Annotated in this window: 12 protein-coding genes; 7 read left to right on the top strand and 5 right to left on the bottom strand. The window is 75.2% G+C overall.

Annotated features, from left to right (window positions below):
• Positions 1 to 21: 21 nt before the first annotated feature.
• Positions 22 to 1,236 carry a DUF6596 domain-containing protein gene (locus tag J2X49_RS11370; protein WP_310126355.1) on the top strand — a complete coding sequence of 405 codons (1,215 nt, stop codon included), beginning with the start codon at positions 22 to 24 and terminating at the stop codon, positions 1,234 to 1,236.
• Here J2X49_RS11370 and J2X49_RS11365 read toward each other — a convergent pair.
• Positions 1,217 to 2,983, bottom strand: coding sequence for a biotin carboxylase N-terminal domain-containing protein (locus J2X49_RS11365; protein ID WP_310126352.1), 1,767 nt, complete (start codon positions 2,981 to 2,983; stop codon positions 1,217 to 1,219). The genes J2X49_RS11370 and J2X49_RS11365 overlap by 20 nt on opposite strands.
• Positions 2,984 to 3,135: 152 nt before the next feature.
• On the opposite strand from J2X49_RS11365, the gene J2X49_RS11360 reads away from it, so the two are divergent.
• From J2X49_RS11360 to J2X49_RS11350, 3 genes are read left to right on the top strand one after another with little or no spacing between them, the layout of a single operon-like run.
• Complete coding sequence (locus J2X49_RS11360) at positions 3,136 to 3,729, top strand: TetR/AcrR family transcriptional regulator (RefSeq protein WP_225792847.1); 594 nt, start codon at positions 3,136 to 3,138, stop codon at positions 3,727 to 3,729.
• Positions 3,730 to 3,731: 2 nt separating this feature from the next.
• A complete protein-coding gene (locus J2X49_RS11355; protein WP_310126344.1) occupies positions 3,732 to 5,456 on the top strand; it encodes an ABC transporter ATP-binding protein in 1,725 nt (574 codons plus the stop codon).
• Position 5,457: 1 nt separating this feature from the next.
• The gene (locus tag J2X49_RS11350; RefSeq protein WP_310126341.1) at positions 5,458 to 7,482 is read left to right on the top strand and encodes an ABC transporter ATP-binding protein; all 2,025 of its coding nucleotides are present in this window, start codon (positions 5,458 to 5,460) and stop codon (positions 7,480 to 7,482) included.
• Positions 7,483 to 7,501: 19 nt separating this feature from the next.
• Here the strand turns inward: J2X49_RS11350 and J2X49_RS11345 are convergent, their stop codons facing one another.
• Both J2X49_RS11345 and J2X49_RS11340 read right to left on the bottom strand, forming a co-directional pair.
• Complete coding sequence (locus J2X49_RS11345) at positions 7,502 to 8,245, bottom strand: hypothetical protein (protein WP_310126337.1); 744 nt, start codon at positions 8,243 to 8,245, stop codon at positions 7,502 to 7,504.
• Positions 8,242 to 8,901: a nucleoside triphosphate pyrophosphatase gene (locus J2X49_RS11340; protein ID WP_310126332.1), complete on the bottom strand. Its 660-nt coding sequence runs from the start codon at positions 8,899 to 8,901 to the stop codon at positions 8,242 to 8,244. Before J2X49_RS11340 ends, J2X49_RS11345 begins: the two co-directional genes overlap by 4 nt.
• A 73-nt stretch (positions 8,902 to 8,974) precedes the next feature.
• On the opposite strand from J2X49_RS11340, the gene J2X49_RS11335 reads away from it, so the two are divergent.
• Both J2X49_RS11335 and J2X49_RS11330 read left to right on the top strand, forming a co-directional pair.
• Positions 8,975 to 9,934: an L-lactate dehydrogenase gene (locus J2X49_RS11335; protein ID WP_310126329.1), complete on the top strand. Its 960-nt coding sequence runs from the start codon at positions 8,975 to 8,977 to the stop codon at positions 9,932 to 9,934.
• A 31-nt stretch (positions 9,935 to 9,965) separates the two neighbouring features.
• Positions 9,966 to 11,216: a TRAM domain-containing protein gene (locus J2X49_RS11330; protein ID WP_310126327.1), complete on the top strand. Its 1,251-nt coding sequence runs from the start codon at positions 9,966 to 9,968 to the stop codon at positions 11,214 to 11,216.
• Between the two features lie 190 nt (positions 11,217 to 11,406).
• Here J2X49_RS11330 and J2X49_RS11325 read toward each other — a convergent pair whose 3' ends face one another.
• Positions 11,407 to 12,546 carry an FAD-dependent monooxygenase gene (locus tag J2X49_RS11325; RefSeq protein ID WP_310126324.1) on the bottom strand — a complete coding sequence of 380 codons (1,140 nt, stop codon included), beginning with the start codon at positions 12,544 to 12,546 and terminating at the stop codon, positions 11,407 to 11,409.
• A gap of 89 nt (positions 12,547 to 12,635) precedes the next feature.
• On the opposite strand from J2X49_RS11325, the gene J2X49_RS11320 reads away from it, so the two are divergent.
• Positions 12,636 to 14,690, top strand: a complete 2,055-nt coding sequence (locus tag J2X49_RS11320) for an acyltransferase family protein (protein ID WP_310126321.1) — start codon at positions 12,636 to 12,638, stop codon at positions 14,688 to 14,690.
• On the opposite strand, the gene J2X49_RS11315 is transcribed toward J2X49_RS11320, so the two are convergent.
• Positions 14,687 to 15,649, bottom strand: a complete 963-nt coding sequence (locus J2X49_RS11315) for a DNA topoisomerase IB (protein WP_310126318.1) — start codon at positions 15,647 to 15,649, stop codon at positions 14,687 to 14,689. The two genes, J2X49_RS11320 and J2X49_RS11315, sit on opposite strands and share 4 nt — an antisense overlap.
• Between the last annotated feature and the right edge of the window lie 19 nt (positions 15,650 to 15,668).

The raw sequence follows: 15,668 nt of genomic DNA, 5'->3' as shown, positions 1-15,668 counted from the left end.
CGCGCGTGCCACGATGGCCGCGTGGGGCCGAGCGACGAGCAGTTCCGGCGGGCGTGGCCGAGCGTCGTGCGGCAGCTCGCGGCCTTCGCGGGCTCGCTCGACGCGGGCGAGGAGCTCGCGGCCGAGGCGATCGCGCGCGCGGTCGCCGAGACCCGGCCGATCGACGACCTCGTGGCGTGGTGCACGACCGTCGGGCGTCGGCTCCACCTCGACGCGGTCCGGGGCCGCGCCGTGCGCGAGCGCGCGCTCGGCGAGCTGGCGCTGCGCGCAGATCGCGAGGCCGCCGGCTGGGGCGGGCCCGACGACGACCGGTACGCGCTGCTGCTCGTGGCGTGCGACCCGGTGCTCGGCTTCGCGAACCGGCTCGTGCTCGCGCTGCGGGTGGTGTGCGGCCTGCCGACCTCCCGCATCGCCTGGCACCTCGGCATCGACGCGCGCGCCGCCTCCGCTCGCCTGACGCGCGCCAAGCGCTCGCTCGCTGCAGGGGCTGGCCGCTTCCGGGTGCCGGAGCCGGCCGAGCGGGCGTCGCGGCTGCCGGCGGTGCTCGAGTGCGTCGCGGCGGTGCACGCGGTCGCGCAGCGCGACGCGATCCGGCCCGACAGCGCCGCGGATGACCTGGGGCGCAGCGCGTGGACGCTCGCGCGCGCGGTGCACGCCGCGCATCCCGCCGACGCCGAGGCGGAGGCGCTGCTGGCGGTGGTGCTGCTCGCGCTCGCCCGCCGGCCCGGCCGGTTCGACGCAGAGGGTGCCGCGCTGCCGCTCGACGAGGTCGACCGCACCCGCTGGGACCGCGGGCTGCTGCTCGTCGGCCTCGAGCATGCGGCCGCGACCGCTGGCACGGGCGGCCGCTTCGCGCTCGAGGCGTCGATCGCAGCGCTCCACGTCGCGGCGCCCAGCGCCGAGGCGACCGATTGGGCGACGATCGCCTCGCTGCACGAGCGGCTGGTGGCGGTGCGGCCGACGCACGCGGCGCGCGTGGCGCGCGAGGTGGCGCGAGCGCGCGCGGCGCTCGCGGCCGGCGAGGCGGTCGACGAGCCGCTCGCGGCGCTCGCGCTGCTCGAGCGCGACGGCCCGGGTGCTGCGCGCCGGGACGCGTCCCTCGCGCTCGCCGACCTCGCCTGGCGGCTGGGCGACGACCGCGCCGCCGAGCGGTATCGAGCGCTCGCGCCCCAGCTGCCCCCGCCGCTCGCGGCGTCCGCGCTGCGGCGGGCGGCGGCTACGCCGCGTCGGGCGTGATCGTCACCAGGTGGTGGCCGGAGGGCACGGTGCCGCCGACGGGCGCGTCGATCGCGGTCACGGTGCCGTCGATGGGGGAGGAGAGCGGCTGCTCCATCTTCATCGCCTCGAGCACGACCAGCAGGTCGCCGGCGACGACCCGGTCGCCCTCGGCGACGGCCGCCTTGACGACGGTCGCCTGCATCGGCGAGATGATCGCGCCGCTCGCGGCACCGCCCGCGAGCGCAGCGCGGGTGCGGCGCGGTGCCGGGCCCTTGGCGTCCTTCGTCTCGGCGAAGAGCCGCTTCGGCATCGAGACGGCGATGCGCTTGCCGTCGGCCTCGACGACCACGGTGCGGCGCGGCTCGGGGCCGCCCAGCTCGCCCGGCTCGCCGCCCCACGCGGGGATGTCGTTCTCGAACTCGGTCTCGATCCACGAGGTGTAGATCGAGAAGGGCGCGTCGCCGGCCGGGGCGAACGCCGGGTGGTCGACGATGCGGCGGTGGAACGGCAGCACGGTCGGCAGTCCCTCGACCTCGAACTCCGCGAGCGCACGCCTGGCGCGCGCGAGCGCCTCCTCGCGGTCGCGGCCGGTGACGATGAGCTTCGCGAGCATCGAGTCGAAGTTGCCGCCGATCACGTCGCCGGCGACGACGCCGGAGTCGACGCGGATGCCCGGGCCCGACGGGGCGCGGAAGATGCGCACGGGACCGGGCTGGGGCATGAAGCCGGAGCCGGCGTCCTCGCCGTTGATGCGGAACTCGATGGAGTGGCCGCGCACCTCGGGGTCGTCGTAGCCGAGCGCCTCGCCCTCGGCGATGCGGAACTGCTCGCGCACGAGGTCGATGCCCGTGACCTCCTCCGAGACCGGGTGCTCGACCTGCAGCCGGGTGTTGACCTCGAGGAACGAGATCGTGCCGTCGGCGCCGATGAGGAACTCGCACGTGCCCGCGCCGACGTAGGCGGCGGCGCGCAGGATCTCCTTCGAGGCGCGGCGCAGCTCGGCGTCCTGCGCGGCGGTGATGAAGGGCGCCGGGGCCTCCTCGACGAGCTTCTGGTGCCGGCGCTGCAGCGAGCAGTCGCGCGTCGAGACGACGACGACGTTGCCGTGCGCGTCGGCGAGGCACTGCGTCTCGACGTGGCGCGGCTTGTCGAGGTACTTCTCGACGAAGCACTCGCCGCGGCCGAAGGCGGCGACGGCCTCGCGCGTGGCGGAGTCGAACTGCTCCTCGACCTCCTCGCGCGTGCGGGCGATCTTGAGGCCGCGTCCGCCGCCGCCGAACGCAGCCTTGATCGCGACGGGCAGCCCGTGCTCGTCGACGAACGCGAGCACCTCGTCGGCGCCCGCGACGGGGTTGATGGTGCCGGGGGCGAGGGGCGCGCCGACCGACTCGGCGATGTGCCGCGCCGAGACCTTGTCGCCGAGCTGCTCGATGGCGTCGGGGCCCGGCCCGATCCAGATGAGGCCCGCGTCGATCACGGCGCGCGCGAAGTCGGCGTTCTCGGCGAGGAAGCCGTAGCCCGGGTGCACCGCGTCTGCACCGGAGCGGCGCGCGACAGAGATGATCTTGTCGATCACGAGGTAGCTCTCGGCGCTCGTCGCGCCGTGCAGCGAGTAGGCCTCGTCGGCGAGCTGCGCGTGCTGCGCGTCGCGATCGGGCTCGGCGTACACGGCGACCGAGGCGATGCCGGCATCGCGCGCCGCGCGGATGATGCGGACGGCGATCTCGCCGCGGTTGGCGATCAGGACCTTCGTGATGCGTGGCATGGTTCCTCAGCCTAGGCGGCGACGCATGACGGATGCGTGCACTCGCCACACAGGCTGACGGCGTTCCGTTGCCGATTCCCACAGTCGCGCCCGGCGGCGCGCCGACGATCGACCCTTGGTGAGTGAGCGCTCACTCACCTATGCTCGGGGACGTGCCCCCACCCATCCCGCGCCTCAGCGCCGACGACCGGCGCGCGCAGATCATCGAGGCCGTCACGCCCGCGGTGCTCGAGCACGGCGCCGCGATCACGAGCCGCCAGCTCGCCGAGGCCGCTGGCGTCGCCGAGGGTACGCTCTTCAAGGCGTTCGGCGACAAGGAGTCGCTGCTCGTCGCGCTCGCCGACCACCACCTCGACGCCGCCGACTGGGCGGCCGAGCAGGCGCGCCTCGAGCACGGCTCGCTCGAGGAGATGCTGACGACGACGGTCGACGCGATGGTCGAGCGGATGCGCTTCATCTTCCGGCTCGTGATGGCGCTCGGCCCGATCGGGCAGCGCTGCGCGCAGGCCAGGCAGGGCGAGCTCGAGTCGTCGAAGGCGCGGCTCGCCGAGCGCTTCGAGCCCTACCGCGACCGACTGCGCGTCGCGCCGCTCGCCGCGGCCGACATGACCCGCACGCTCGCCTGGGCGGCCGCCTCCGGCTGGGGCGACACCGCCCCGTCGGTCACCGCCGCCGACGTGGTGCAGGTGCTGCTGCACGGCATCGGCAGCGCCGCCGCACCCGCCCTCGTCGACCAGGAGGCCTGACCGTGCTCTGGAAGCTCATCGTCCGCTACGTGCGCCCCTCGTGGCTCCCGCTCCTGCTCGTCGTGCTGTTCCAGTTCGCGCAGTCGGTGCTGTCGCTCATGCTGCCGACGATCAACGCCGACATCATCGACGAGGGCGTGCTGCAGGGCGACACCGACACGATCTGGCGCCTCGGGGCGCTCATGCTCGGGCTGAGCCTCGGTCAGGTCGCCGCGAACATCCTCGCGATCCTCTTCGGCGCGCGGCTCGCGATGCGCGCGGGCCGCGACCTGCGCGCCGACGTCTTCGCCACGGTCGGCGACTTCAGCGAGCAGGACGTGCAGCGCTTCGGCGCCGCGAGCCTCATCACCCGCACGACGAACGACGTGCAGCAGGTGCAGATGCTCATCCTCATGTCGTGCACGATGCTGCTGTCGGCGCCGATGCTCGCCGTCGGCGGCATGATCATGGCCGTGCGGGCCGACGGCACGCTCTCGTGGCTCATCGCCGTCGCCGTGCCGCTCATGCTGCTCGTGCTCGGCTTCCTCGTCTGGAGGCTCGTGCCGATCTTCCGCCTGCTGCAGGAGCGCATCGACGGCATCAACAAGGTGCTGCGCGAGCAGCTCACCGGCATCCGCGTCATCCGCGCCTTCGTGCAGGAGCGGCGCGAGCGCGCCCGCTTCGCGGTGGCGAACGACGGCGTGACCGACGCGATGATCCGCACCGGCAACATCTTCGTGCTGATGTTCCCGATCATCATGCTCATCGTCGAGGTCTCGAGCGTCTCGGTGCTGTGGTTCGGCGCGCAGCTCGTCGACGCCGGCGAGCTCGAGATCGGCACGATGATGGCCTTCCTGCAGTACCTCATGCAGATCCTCATGGGCGTGCTCATGGCGACCTTCATGACGATCATGATCCCGAGGGCCGCGGTCTCGGCGAAGCGCATCGGCGAGGTGCTCGAGACGGTGCCCTCGATCGAGCGCGTCGCGGTCGGCGACCGCATGCCGACGCCCGGCACCGTCGAGCTGCGCGACGTGCGCTTCCAGTACCCGGGCGCCGAGACGCCGGTGCTCGAGGGCGTCTCGCTGCGCGCCGAGCCCGGCGAGACGGTCGCGATCATCGGCTCGACCGGCGCCGGCAAGACGACGCTCGTGAACCTCATCCCGCGCCTGTTCGACGCCACCGGCGGCAGCGTGCTCGTGGGCGGCGCCGACGTGCGCGACCTCGACGCCGAGACGCTCTGGCGGGGCATCGCCATCGTGCCGCAGCGGCCCTACCTCTTCGCCGGCACCGTCGCGTCGAACCTCCGCTACGGCAACGAGGAGGCCACCGACGAGCAGCTCTGGCGCGCGCTCGAGATCGCGCAGGCGGCCGGCTTCGTGCAGCAGATGGACGGGCAGCTCGGCGCGCGGATCTCGCAGGGCGGCACCAACGTCTCGGGCGGGCAGCGCCAGCGGCTCTCGATCGCGAGGGCGCTCGTCGCCGAGCCCGACGTGCTCGTCTTCGACGACTCGTTCTCGGCGCTCGACCTCACGACGGATGCGCGCCTGCGGGCGGCGCTGCGGGAGGCGGTGGGCGCGACGACGCAGATCGTCGTCGCGCAGCGGGTGTCGACGATCGTCGACGCCGATCGCATCGTCGTGCTCGACGCCGGCCGGGTCGTCGCCACCGGCACCCACGACGAGCTGCTCGCGGGCAGCGACACGTACCGCGAGATCGTCGAGTCGCAGATGGCAGTGGAGGCCTGAGATGGCACGCAAGCAGGGCGCGGCCCAGGAGCCCGAGCTCACGGAGGACGAGCGGATCGAGGCCGAGCAGGCCGAGGCCGCCCGCATCGGCGCCGGCGGCTGGGAGCCGCCGCCCGGGAAGGCGAAGTCGTTCGGCGCCTCCGCGAGGCGCCTCCTGGGCCTCATGCAGCCCTACCGCTGGCTGCTCGCGCTCGTGTTCGCGCTCGGCGCGGTGGGCGTGGTGCTCGTCGTGCTCGGGCCCCGCATCCTGGGCGAGGCGACGAACGTCATCGTGCGCGGCCTCGTGCAGCGCGACCTGCCGCCCGGCACGACGCAGGAGCAGGTCGTCGGCGGGCTGCGCCAGGCGGGCGAGGACGAGCTGGCCAACATCCTCGAGCGCATGGAGGGGCTGCAGCCCGGGCAGGGCATCGACTTCGAGGCACTCGGCGGCATCCTGCTGCTCGTGCTCGCCGTCTACGCGGTCGGCGCCCTCTTCCAGTGGCTGCAGGGCTACGTCGTGAACCGCGTCGTGCAGCGCACCGTGCAGGGGCTGCGGCGCGACGTGGAGGAGAAGATCCACCGCCTGCCGCTGTCGTACTACGACCGCACGCAGCGCGGCGAGCTGCTCTCGCGCGTCACGAACGACCTCGACAACGTCTCGCAGACGGTGTCGCAGACCATGTCGCAGATCGTCACGGGCCTCCTCACGGTCGTCGGCGTGCTGGTGATGATGCTGACGATCAACGGCTGGCTCGCGCTCATCGCGCTCATCGCGGTGCCGCTCACGGGCATCATCCTCGGGGCGGTGCTGGGCCCGGCGCAGGGGCTGTTCAAGGAGCAGTGGCGCCGCACCGGCCGGGTGAACGCGATCGTCGAAGAGGCTTACACGGGCCACGCGCTCGTGAAGGTCTTCGGGCGCGAGGAGGCGGTGCGCGGCCGGTTCGCGGTCGAGAACGAGGGCGTCTTCCAGGCGGCCTTCAAGGCGCAGTTCCTCTCGGGCCTCGTGTTCCCGCTCATGACCTTCGTCGGCAACATCGGCTACGTGCTCGTCGCCGTCGCCGGCGGCCTCTTCGTCGCGGCCGGTCAGATCCTCGTCGGCGACGTGCAGGCGTTCATCCAGTACTCGCAGCAGTTCTCGCAGAACCTCGGCCAGATCGGGCAGACCGTCACGATGGTGCAGTCGGGCGTCGCGAGCGCCGAGCGCGTCTTCGAGCTGCTCGACGCCGACGAGGAGGAGTCGGATGCCGGCGGCGCGGCGGCCGCCGACGGCCCGGGCCGCGTGGTGTTCGACCACGTGCGCTTCGCGTACTCGCCCGACCGGCCGCTCATCGACGACCTCTCGCTCGTCGTCGAGCCGGGGCAGACGGTCGCGATCGTCGGCCCGACCGGGGCGGGCAAGACCACGCTCGTCAACCTGCTCATGCGCTTCTACGAGATCGACGGCGGCCGCATCTCGCTCGACGGCGTCGACACGCGGACCATGACGAGGGATGCGCTGCGCGCGCAGACGGGCATGGTGCTGCAGGACGCGTGGCTCTTCGGCGGCACGATCCGCGAGAACATCGCGTACGGCCGGCCGGAGGCGACGGAGGACGAGATCCTCGAGGCCGCCCGTGCCACCTACGTCGATCGCTTCGTGCACGCGCTCCCGGACGGCTACGACACGGTCATCGACGAGGACGCGACCAACCTCTCGGCCGGCGAGAAGCAGCTGGTGACGATCGCCCGCGCCTTCCTCGCCCGCCCGAGCGTGCTCATCCTCGACGAGGCCACCTCGTCGGTCGACACCCGCACCGAGCTGCTGCTGCAGCACGCGATGGCGGCGCTCCGCACCGACCGCACGTCGTTCGTCATCGCCCACCGGCTCTCGACCATCCGCGACGCCGACCTCATCCTCGTGATGGAGCAGGGCGCGATCGTCGAGCACGGCGACCACGACGAGCTCGTCGAGCGGCAGGGGGCCTACTGGCGGCTGCTGCACGCGCAGTTCGAGCAGGCGGTCGACCCCGACGAGGCCGACGCGGTGCCGACCCAGCAGTCGACCTAGCCCGGCTGCGGGACGGCGGTCAGGGGCCGAGCACGCGGCAGCCCGCGAGGTCGTGGAGCGCGACCCCCGTGCACCGCGCATCCGCCGCGAGCGCCGTCGCGACCTCGGCGAGCTCGCGCTCGAGCGCCGCGCGCCCGTCGTCGGCGAAGGTCTGCCGGGCGGTCGGCTCGGGCTCGGCGATCGGCCCGGTCTCGACGCCGATCCGGTACGAGCGGCCGAGAGGGCCGAGCGCGCGGCGGGCCGCGGCGCTCGTTGCGAGGATGTCGGCGGCCCGGTCGCGGTAGGCCATCAGCGTCACCGCGTCGGCGCGCTGGGCGATGTCGGCGAACTGCCGCGGGTGCGTCTCGGCGAGCCACGGCACGAGGTCGACGTCGACGGGCAGGCTCGTGCGTGCGGCGACGTCGCGCACGGTGCGCTCGAGGCCGCGCAGCAGCGCGGCCTCGCGGCCGGTCCAGTCGCGTCGGCCCCACGGCTCGATGTCGAGGTGCACGCCCTCGAAGAGGAACGCGGCGGTCGCGCGCTGCATCCACGCGACCGCGTCGCCGCCGGTCGTCCACGCGGGGTCGCCGCCGAGGGCGCTGACCCTGACGCCCCGGCCGCGCAGCGCCGCGACGATCCGATGGGTGTCGGCGCTCGGGCCCGACCACGGCACGCTCACGAACGCCTCGGCCACGCGCTCGCGCTCGGCGATCGCGGCGACCTCCGCCGGGTCGGGCGGCGCGTCCTCGCGCACCCACACCCACATGCCGCGGGCCACGGTCACGCCCCGTCGGCCGGCGTCGCGACGGCCGCCGTGAGCGCCGGCCACGCGACGCCGAGCTCGCGCGCGAGCCTGCGCACCGCGGGGATGCTCATCCCGATCACCGTCGACGGGTCGCCGTCGATGCGGTCGATGAAGGCGGCGCCGCGCCCGTCGATCGTGAACGCGCCCGCCACCTGGAGCGGCTCGCCGGTCGCGACGTAGGCGTCGATCTCGGCGTCGTCGACATCGGGCGAGAAGTCGAGGTGCGTCGCGGTCGTGGTGCCCGCGGAGTCCTGGATCCGGCCGTCGCGCACCCGCAGCATCCAGTGCCCCGAGTGCAGCGTCGCCGAGCGGCCGCGCTGCGCGACCCAGCGCTCCCGCGCACGCTCGGGCGTGTGCGGCTTGCCGAGCATCGCGCCGTCGAGCTCGAGCGACGAGTCGCCGCCGAGCACGAGGCCGTCGAAGCCCGTGAGCGGATCCTGGTCGAGCAGCGCCTCGGCCTTCGCGCGCGCCAGCAGCAGCACGTACGCGGCGGGGGAGAGCGGCCCGTGCTCGGCCTCGTGGGCCGCGATGAGCAGCTCCTCGTCGAGGTCGGTCGGCCGGACGAGCGGCTCGATGCCGGCCTGGCGCAGCAGCGCGAGCCGGGCGGGCGAGGCAGAGGCGAGGATGAGCTGCACGGCTCGATCCTCGCACCACGGGCGGGGCCGGATGCACTGGCGCGCCCCGGGAGGGACGCCTAGCGTGAGCAGCATGGACGCCCCGACCGCCGCCCGCCCCACGAAGCTCGCCGTGATCGGCGCCGGCTCGGTCGGCGTCGCCATCGCCTACGCAGCCCTCATCCGCGGCTCGGCCGATGCGGTGGCGCTCTACGACCTCGACCGCGCGAAGGCCGAGGCCGAGGTGCTCGACCTCGCCCACGGCCTGCCGTTCCTCGCGGGCAAGCGCGTCGAGGGCGGCGACGACCTGCGCACGATCGCCGGCAGCGACGTCGTCGTGGTGACCGCGGGCGCGAAGCAGCGGCCCGGCGAGCCGCGGCTCGCCCTCGCGGGCCGCAACGCCGACATCCTGCGCCGGCTGATGCCCGGCATCCGCGAGCACGCGCCGGAGGCGATCGTGGTGCTCGTCACGAACCCGTGCGACGTGCTCACGGTGGTCGCGCAGCGCGAGGGAGGGCTCGACCCGGCCCGCGTGCTCTCATCCGGCACCGTGCTCGACTCGTCCCGGCTGCGCTGGCGGCTGTCGGAGCTCGTGCGGGTGCACCCGCGCAGCGTGCACGCGCTCATGATCGGCGAGCACGGCGACAGCGAGTGCCCGCTGTGGTCGCGCGCGAAGATCGGTCCCGTGCTCGTGCGCGAGTGGCGAGAGGACGGCGCGCTGCGCTTCGACGACGCGGCCCTCGACCGCATCGCCGACGACGTCGTGCACGCCGCGTACCGCATCATCGAGGGCAAGGGAGCGACCTCGAGCGCGATCGGCGTCTCGACCGCGCGCATCGTCGAGGCGATCCTCGGCGACGAGCACGCGGTGCTGCCGGTCTCGAGCGTGCTCGACGGCCAGCACGGCATCGCCGGGCTCGCGCTGTCGCTGCCGACCGTCGTCGGCCGCGCGGGCATCGAGCGGGTGCTCGAGGTGCCGATGGAGGATGACGAGCTCGCGGCGCTGCACCGCAGCGCCGACGCGATCGCGGCGTCGCTCGCCGGGATCGCCTGAGCCTCCCCGGCGCGGATGGGAGGATGGGCGCATGCCCGCATCCGAGATCCGTCCTGGCCAGATCGTCGAGCTGACGATCGACAACGTCGCCCACGGCGGCCGCTTCGTCGGCCGGCACGAGGGGCGCGTGGTGTTCGTGCCCGACACCATGCCGGGCGAGACCGTGCGCGCGCAGGTCGTCGACGTGAAGAAGTCGTTCGCGACCGCCGTGGCGCTCGAGGTCGTCAGCGCCGGCGCCGACCGCGTGCCGCACGTCTGGCCCGAGGCCGCCATCGAGCGGCCGCCGCTCGAGCGCGCCGGCGGCGCCGAGTTCGGCCACATCGCGCTGCCCCGCCAGCGCGAGCTCAAGCAGCGCGTCATCGAGGACGCGCTCCAGCGCACCGGCGGCATGCAGCGCACCGTGCCCGTGCAGGCGGCGCCCGGCGACGACGAGCGCGGCGGGCTCGGCTGGCGCACCCGCGTGCGCCTGCACGTCGACGACCGCGGCCGCCAGGGCCCGTTCGCGCCCCGCAGCCACGAGGTCGTGCCCGTCACCAGCCTGCCGCTCGCGACCGAGGGCATCCGCCTCTCGGCCCAGCTCGACCAGCGCGTGCCGGGCGCCACCGCCGTCGACTACGTCGAGACGAGCGACGGCGAGGTCGACGTGATCGCGATGGAGGGCGAGCCCGGGCGCGGCCGCACCGACACGATCGTCGAGACCGTCGGCGGGCGCGAGTTCCAGCTCGACCGCGCCGGCTTCTGGCAGGTGCACCGGCAGGCGCCGGCGGTGCTGACGGATGCGGTGCGCCGCGCCATCGACGTCGACGCGATCGACCCGGCCGGCTGGAGCCTCGACCTGTACGGCGGCGTCGGCCTGTTCGCCGCCACGATCGCGGAGGCGCTCGGCGAGCGCACCCGCCTGACGAGCGTCGAGGCCGACGAGGTCGCGACCGACCACGCGAGCGAGAACCTCGCCGAGTGGATCGGCGCGAGCGCCGAGACCGGCCGCGTCGACCGCTGGCTGCGCGAGCTCGCGTCGCGCGCGAGCGGCCAGGAGCGCGAGCGGCTCTCGCGCGGGCTCGTGGTGCTCGACCCGCCGCGCGCCGGAGCCGGCCGCGACGTGATCGAGCTGCTCGCGGGCCTCGAGCCCGCCCAGATCGTCTACGTCGCGTGCGACCCGGTCGCCCTCGCCCGCGACGCGAAGCTGCTGGCCGAGGCCGGCTGGCAGGTCGACGCGCTCGAGGCGTTCGACCTCTTCCCGATGACGCACCACGTCGAGGCAGTGGCGTCCTTCCGCCGCTGACCCGCCCTGCGGCCCGGCCCGCCCGGGGCGCTCCACCCGCGGGCACGCTGCACAACGCAAGCTCCCGAGCGCGAAGCAGCCCCGGATCCCGGCGTCGCGCCGATCCGTCCGCGGGATCTGCCGCGCGGGCTTGCGTTGTGCGCGGGTGCGGCGCGGCAGAGGGGACGGCCGCCGGCGCGGCCGGGCTCGCTCAGGCCGACTTCGTCACGCCGCCGGCGGCGCGCGCCACGAGGTGCGCGACGCCGGGGATGGCGGTCGCGAGCCACATCGCGCGCTGCGCCTCGAGCTCGAGGCGGGTGTGCGGGGCGAAGGCGCTCGCGGTGCGGCGGCCGCGCGCCTGCTCGCGCTCGACGACCGGGCGCCAGTCGCGCTCGTAGGCGGCGAGCCCCGCCACGACGTCGCTCGGGTGCGCCGCGAACGCGAGCTCCTCCGCGAGCCGCTCGGCGCCCGCCATCGCGAGCGAGGCGCCCTGCCCCGCCAGCAGCGACACCGCCCCGCACGCGTCGCCGAGCAGCGCGATGCGCGCGCGCACCCACTGCGGCACGACGGTCTGCGCCACGTCGTCGACGTAGGGCTCGCGGATGCTGCGCACCGCGCGGCGGCCGAGCACGCCCATCCGCGCGATCGCGCCGCGCCCGCCCGCGCGCCCCACGCCGCGCAGCACCGCGAACCCGGTCACTCCCGTCTCGCCGAGCGGCGCCACCACGAGCTGCCGGTCGAGCTCGACCTGCATCGCGACGCGCCCGCCGAGGTCGGCCGACAGCTCCGCGTCATCGCCGATCCACGCCACCGCGAGCAGGTCGGCGACGGGCCGCAGGAAGTCGTCGTGCGGTCCCCACGCGAGCTGCCGCACGCGCGAGCGCACCCCGTCGGCGCCGACGAGCAGGTCGGCCTCGAGCCGCTCGCCGTCCGACAGCAGCGCTGTGACGCAGGCGCCGTCGTCGTGCACGGTCTCGACCTGGACGCCCCAGCGCATCCGCACGCCCTCGGGCAGCGCCGCGAGCAGGGCGTCGACGATCTGCGGCCGCAGGATCGTGAGGTACCGGCCCGCGACCGCGCGCTCGACGAGCGCGATCGGCAGGCGGGCGCGCACGCGCCCTGCCGCGTCGACCGAGCGCAGCTCGCCGTACGACTCGGCGCGCTCGCGCAGCGCCGGCAGCAGTCCCAGCCGCTCGGCGGCGTCGTAGCCGGGCCCGAAGAAGTCGATCAGGTAGCCGGATGCGCGCGGGGCAGGCGCACGCTCGACCACGTCGACGCTCCAGCCGTCGAGCGCGAGCCGGCCGGCGAGCGCCAGCCCGGCGACGCCGGCTCCCGAGACGATCGCGTGCATGTCGCGACGCTACCCCAGGCGGCCGCGACGACGGGCTCGTAGCATGGTGCGGGTCGCGGCGCGCGGCCGTCGGCACGACCGCAGGGAGCATGGCAGCCACGCAGACGCCCCGCAGGCTCGACATCCAAGGGCTGCGGGCGATGGCCTCGCTCCTCGTCGCGAGCCACCACATCTGGTTCGGCACCGTCTCCGGCGGCGTCGACGTGCTGTTCGCGGTCGGCGGCTACCTCCTGGCGCTGAGCCTCATCGGCGAGATCGAGCGCACCGGCGCCGTCGACGTGCCGCGAACGCTGTGGCGCATCGCCCAGCGCCTGTTCCCCATGGCGGCGCTCGTGCTCGTCGTCGCGGGCGCGGTCGCGCTCGTCGCCTCCGGCCCGCTCGCGTTCGGCCGGGTGCTGAGCGATGTGTTCGCGTCGGCGACGTACTGGGAGAACTGGCGGCTCGCGGCCGACGGCACCGACTACGTCGCGGCGGGGCACGACAAGTCGCCCTTCCAGCACTTCTGGGCGATGGGCGTGCAGGGGCAGTTCACGGCGCTCGCGGTGCTCGCCGCGGCGGGCTTCGCGCTCGTCGGCGGGCGGCGGATGCGCGACGCGCGACTCGAGTTCGGCCTGCTGCTCGCGGCCGTCGCCGCCGCCTCGTTCGGCTACGCGCTGCTGCGGCTCTCGATCGACCCGGTGGGCGCGTACTACGACACGTTCGCCCGCAGCTGGGAGCTCGCGCTCGGGGGCGCCGCGGCCCTGCTGCTCACCCGCATCCCGCTGCCTGGCCGGCTGCGCGCCGCGCTCGCGGCGGTCGGCATCGCGCTCGTGCTCACGGCGGGCCGGCTGCCGGTGGAGTGGCTGCAGCCGGGCTGGGTGACGCTGTGGCCGGTGGCCGGCGCGCTGCTCGTCCTCATCGCGGGCGCCGACGCCGGCGCCGACGCGCAGGCGGCGCCCGGCCCGGTCACGCGCGTGCTGCAGGCGCGCCCGCTCGTCTGGCTCGGCGGGCTCTCCTACGGCCTCTACCTCTGGCACTGGCCGGTGCTGCTGGGCCTCATCGCGCTCGTCGCACCGGAGGGCGGCGGGGTCGGGCCGCTCGGCGGGATGCTCGTCCTCGTCGTGTCGGTGCTGCTCGCGTGGGGCTCCGAGCGCGCGATCGCGTGGCTGCACGCGCCCCGCGGTGCACGCCGCCGGCTGCCGGTCCTGGCGCTCGCGATGCCCGTCGTCGCAGCCGTCACCGCCGTCGCGCTCGCGGCGGCACCCGCGGTGCAGCGCGACGCCATCGAGCGCGCGGCCCCCACGGCGCCCGCCGAGCTCGACGGCGCCGCGCTCGCGGCACGGGTCGCGGCCGCCGCCGCCTCGCCGTCGGTGCCGGATGCGGAGGCCGTCGTGGGCGCGGACGGCCGCGTGGCCGAGTGGCTGGTCGACGACTGCCTGACGGTCGACCTCGCCGCGCCGGAGCGCTGCCGCTTCGACGACGCACCCGGCGACGACGAGGTGTGGATCGTCGGCGACTCGCAGGCGGTGACATGGGCGACGGCGGTCCGCGGCGCGCTCGACGGCCGCGCCGACGTGCAGCTGCTCGGCCGCTCGATGTGCCCGTTCTCGACCGGGCCGGTCGTCGAGGCGCAGGTGCGCGGGCTCCTCGCCCAGTGCGACGCGCACGCGCAGGGCGTGCTCGCGCTCGCCACCGAGCGCCGTCCGGCCGCGGTCGTGATCTCGTACGGCGCGTGGTGGGTCGGGGAGGGCTACGAGCGCCGCGTCGCCGACACCGGCGAGCAGCTCGCCGCCGGCACGCTCGCCTACGCCGAGCAGCTGCACGCGCTCGGCATCCCCACGCTCTACCTCGACGGTCCGCCGCCCGTGCCGGAGCCGGCGGCCTGCCTCGAGGCGCACGCCGACGGCGGCGCCCTCGACGCGTGCGCGTCGCCGCTGCAGCCGGAGCAGCGGCAGCGGCACGAGGCGCTCGAGGCGGCGCTCGCCGCGGGCGGGGTGTCGGTGGCGGGCACCCTCGAGTGGTTCTGCGCGGTCGAGGCGGCGACGTGCCCGCTCGTCGTCGACGGCGTGCCCACCTGGACCGACGCCACGCACATGGGCGCCGCGGCGTCGTCGCTGCGGCAGGACGCGGTCGCCGAGGCACTGCTGCCGCTGCTCGGCCGCTAGCGCAGCAGGTCGAGCAGGGCGCGCTCGCGCGAGCCCGTGAGGCCGATCGTCGCGCCCGCCTCGAAGCGGGCGAAGACCTCCGGGTCGATGTAGCTCGACTTCGCCACGGCCGGGGTGTTGCCGAGCGCCTCGGAGACCTCGACGATCGCGGCCCGCACCGCACGCGCCCGCGCGGCCTTCGTGCCGGTGTCGCGGGCGCGCGCGAGCGCGACGGCCGCGACGATCGTGCCGTGCAGCGTGCGGAAGTCCTTCGCGGTGAACTCGCCGCCGGTCGCCTCGCGCACCGCGGCGTTGAGGTCGGCGTCGCGCAGGGCGTGGGCGCCCTCGTCGTCGCGCCACGCGAGCAGCCGCGACGTGCGCGAGCGTCCCGCCCGCAGGTCCTCGACGCAGCGCGCGAGCGGTGCGTCCTCGACCGTCGTGTCGAAGCGCTGGCCCGACTTCGCCGGGAAGCGCAGCCGCACCGCGTCGCCGTCGACGCTCGCGTGCCGCACGAGCAGCGTCATGAGCCCGCGCGTGCCCCGCTCCTCGGCGTAGGCGTCGCCGCCTGCGCGGATCGCGACCATGTCGAGCATGCGCAGCGCCGCGGCGAGCACGCGCTCGCGCGGGAGCCCCTCGAGCGACAGGTCGCGCGTGACGCGGCGGCGCATCGCCGGCAGCGTCTCGGCGAGGTCGAGCGCCCGCTCGTGCTTCACCCGGTCGCGCCGTGCCCGCCACTCCGGGTGGTAGCGGTACTGCGTGCGGCCCGCGTCGTCGACGCCGATCGCCTGGATGTGCGCGAGCGGGTCGGCCGCGATCCAGACGTCCTTCCAGGCCGGCGGCACGGCGAGCGACTCGGCCCGCTCCCGGTCGGCGGCCGAGACGGCGCGGCCGCTGTCGTGCCGGTACGCCCAGCCGCGACCCGACCGGCGCCGCCGGATCCCCGCATCCGCCCCGGGTCTCGCCCGTCGAAGCCTCACCATGGGCCGATGCTATGCCGCC

This window comes from Agrococcus sp. BE272 (genome assembly GCF_031457935.1).
In the GTDB taxonomy this organism is placed as follows: Bacteria; Actinomycetota; Actinomycetes; order Actinomycetales; family Microbacteriaceae; genus Agrococcus; species Agrococcus sediminis.
Note: the sequence above shows the minus strand (reverse complement) of the source record. Positions and strands in the feature narration are given on the sequence as shown.

Coding starts and splice junctions, on each gene's coding strand:
- J2X49_RS11365 (WP_310126352.1), bottom strand. CDS start 2,983: ATGCCACGCATCACGAAGGTCCTGATCGCCAACCGCGGCGAGATCGCC.
- J2X49_RS11335 (WP_310126329.1), top strand. CDS start 8,975: ATGGACGCCCCGACCGCCGCCCGCCCCACGAAGCTCGCCGTGATCGGC.
- J2X49_RS11325 (WP_310126324.1), bottom strand. CDS start 12,546: ATGCACGCGATCGTCTCGGGAGCCGGCGTCGCCGGGCTGGCGCTCGCC.
- J2X49_RS11315 (WP_310126318.1), bottom strand. CDS start 15,649: ATGGTGAGGCTTCGACGGGCGAGACCCGGGGCGGATGCGGGGATCCGG.
- J2X49_RS11320 (WP_310126321.1), top strand. CDS start 12,636: ATGGCAGCCACGCAGACGCCCCGCAGGCTCGACATCCAAGGGCTGCGG.
- J2X49_RS11330 (WP_310126327.1), top strand. CDS start 9,966: ATGCCCGCATCCGAGATCCGTCCTGGCCAGATCGTCGAGCTGACGATC.
- J2X49_RS11350 (WP_310126341.1), top strand. CDS start 5,458: ATGGCACGCAAGCAGGGCGCGGCCCAGGAGCCCGAGCTCACGGAGGAC.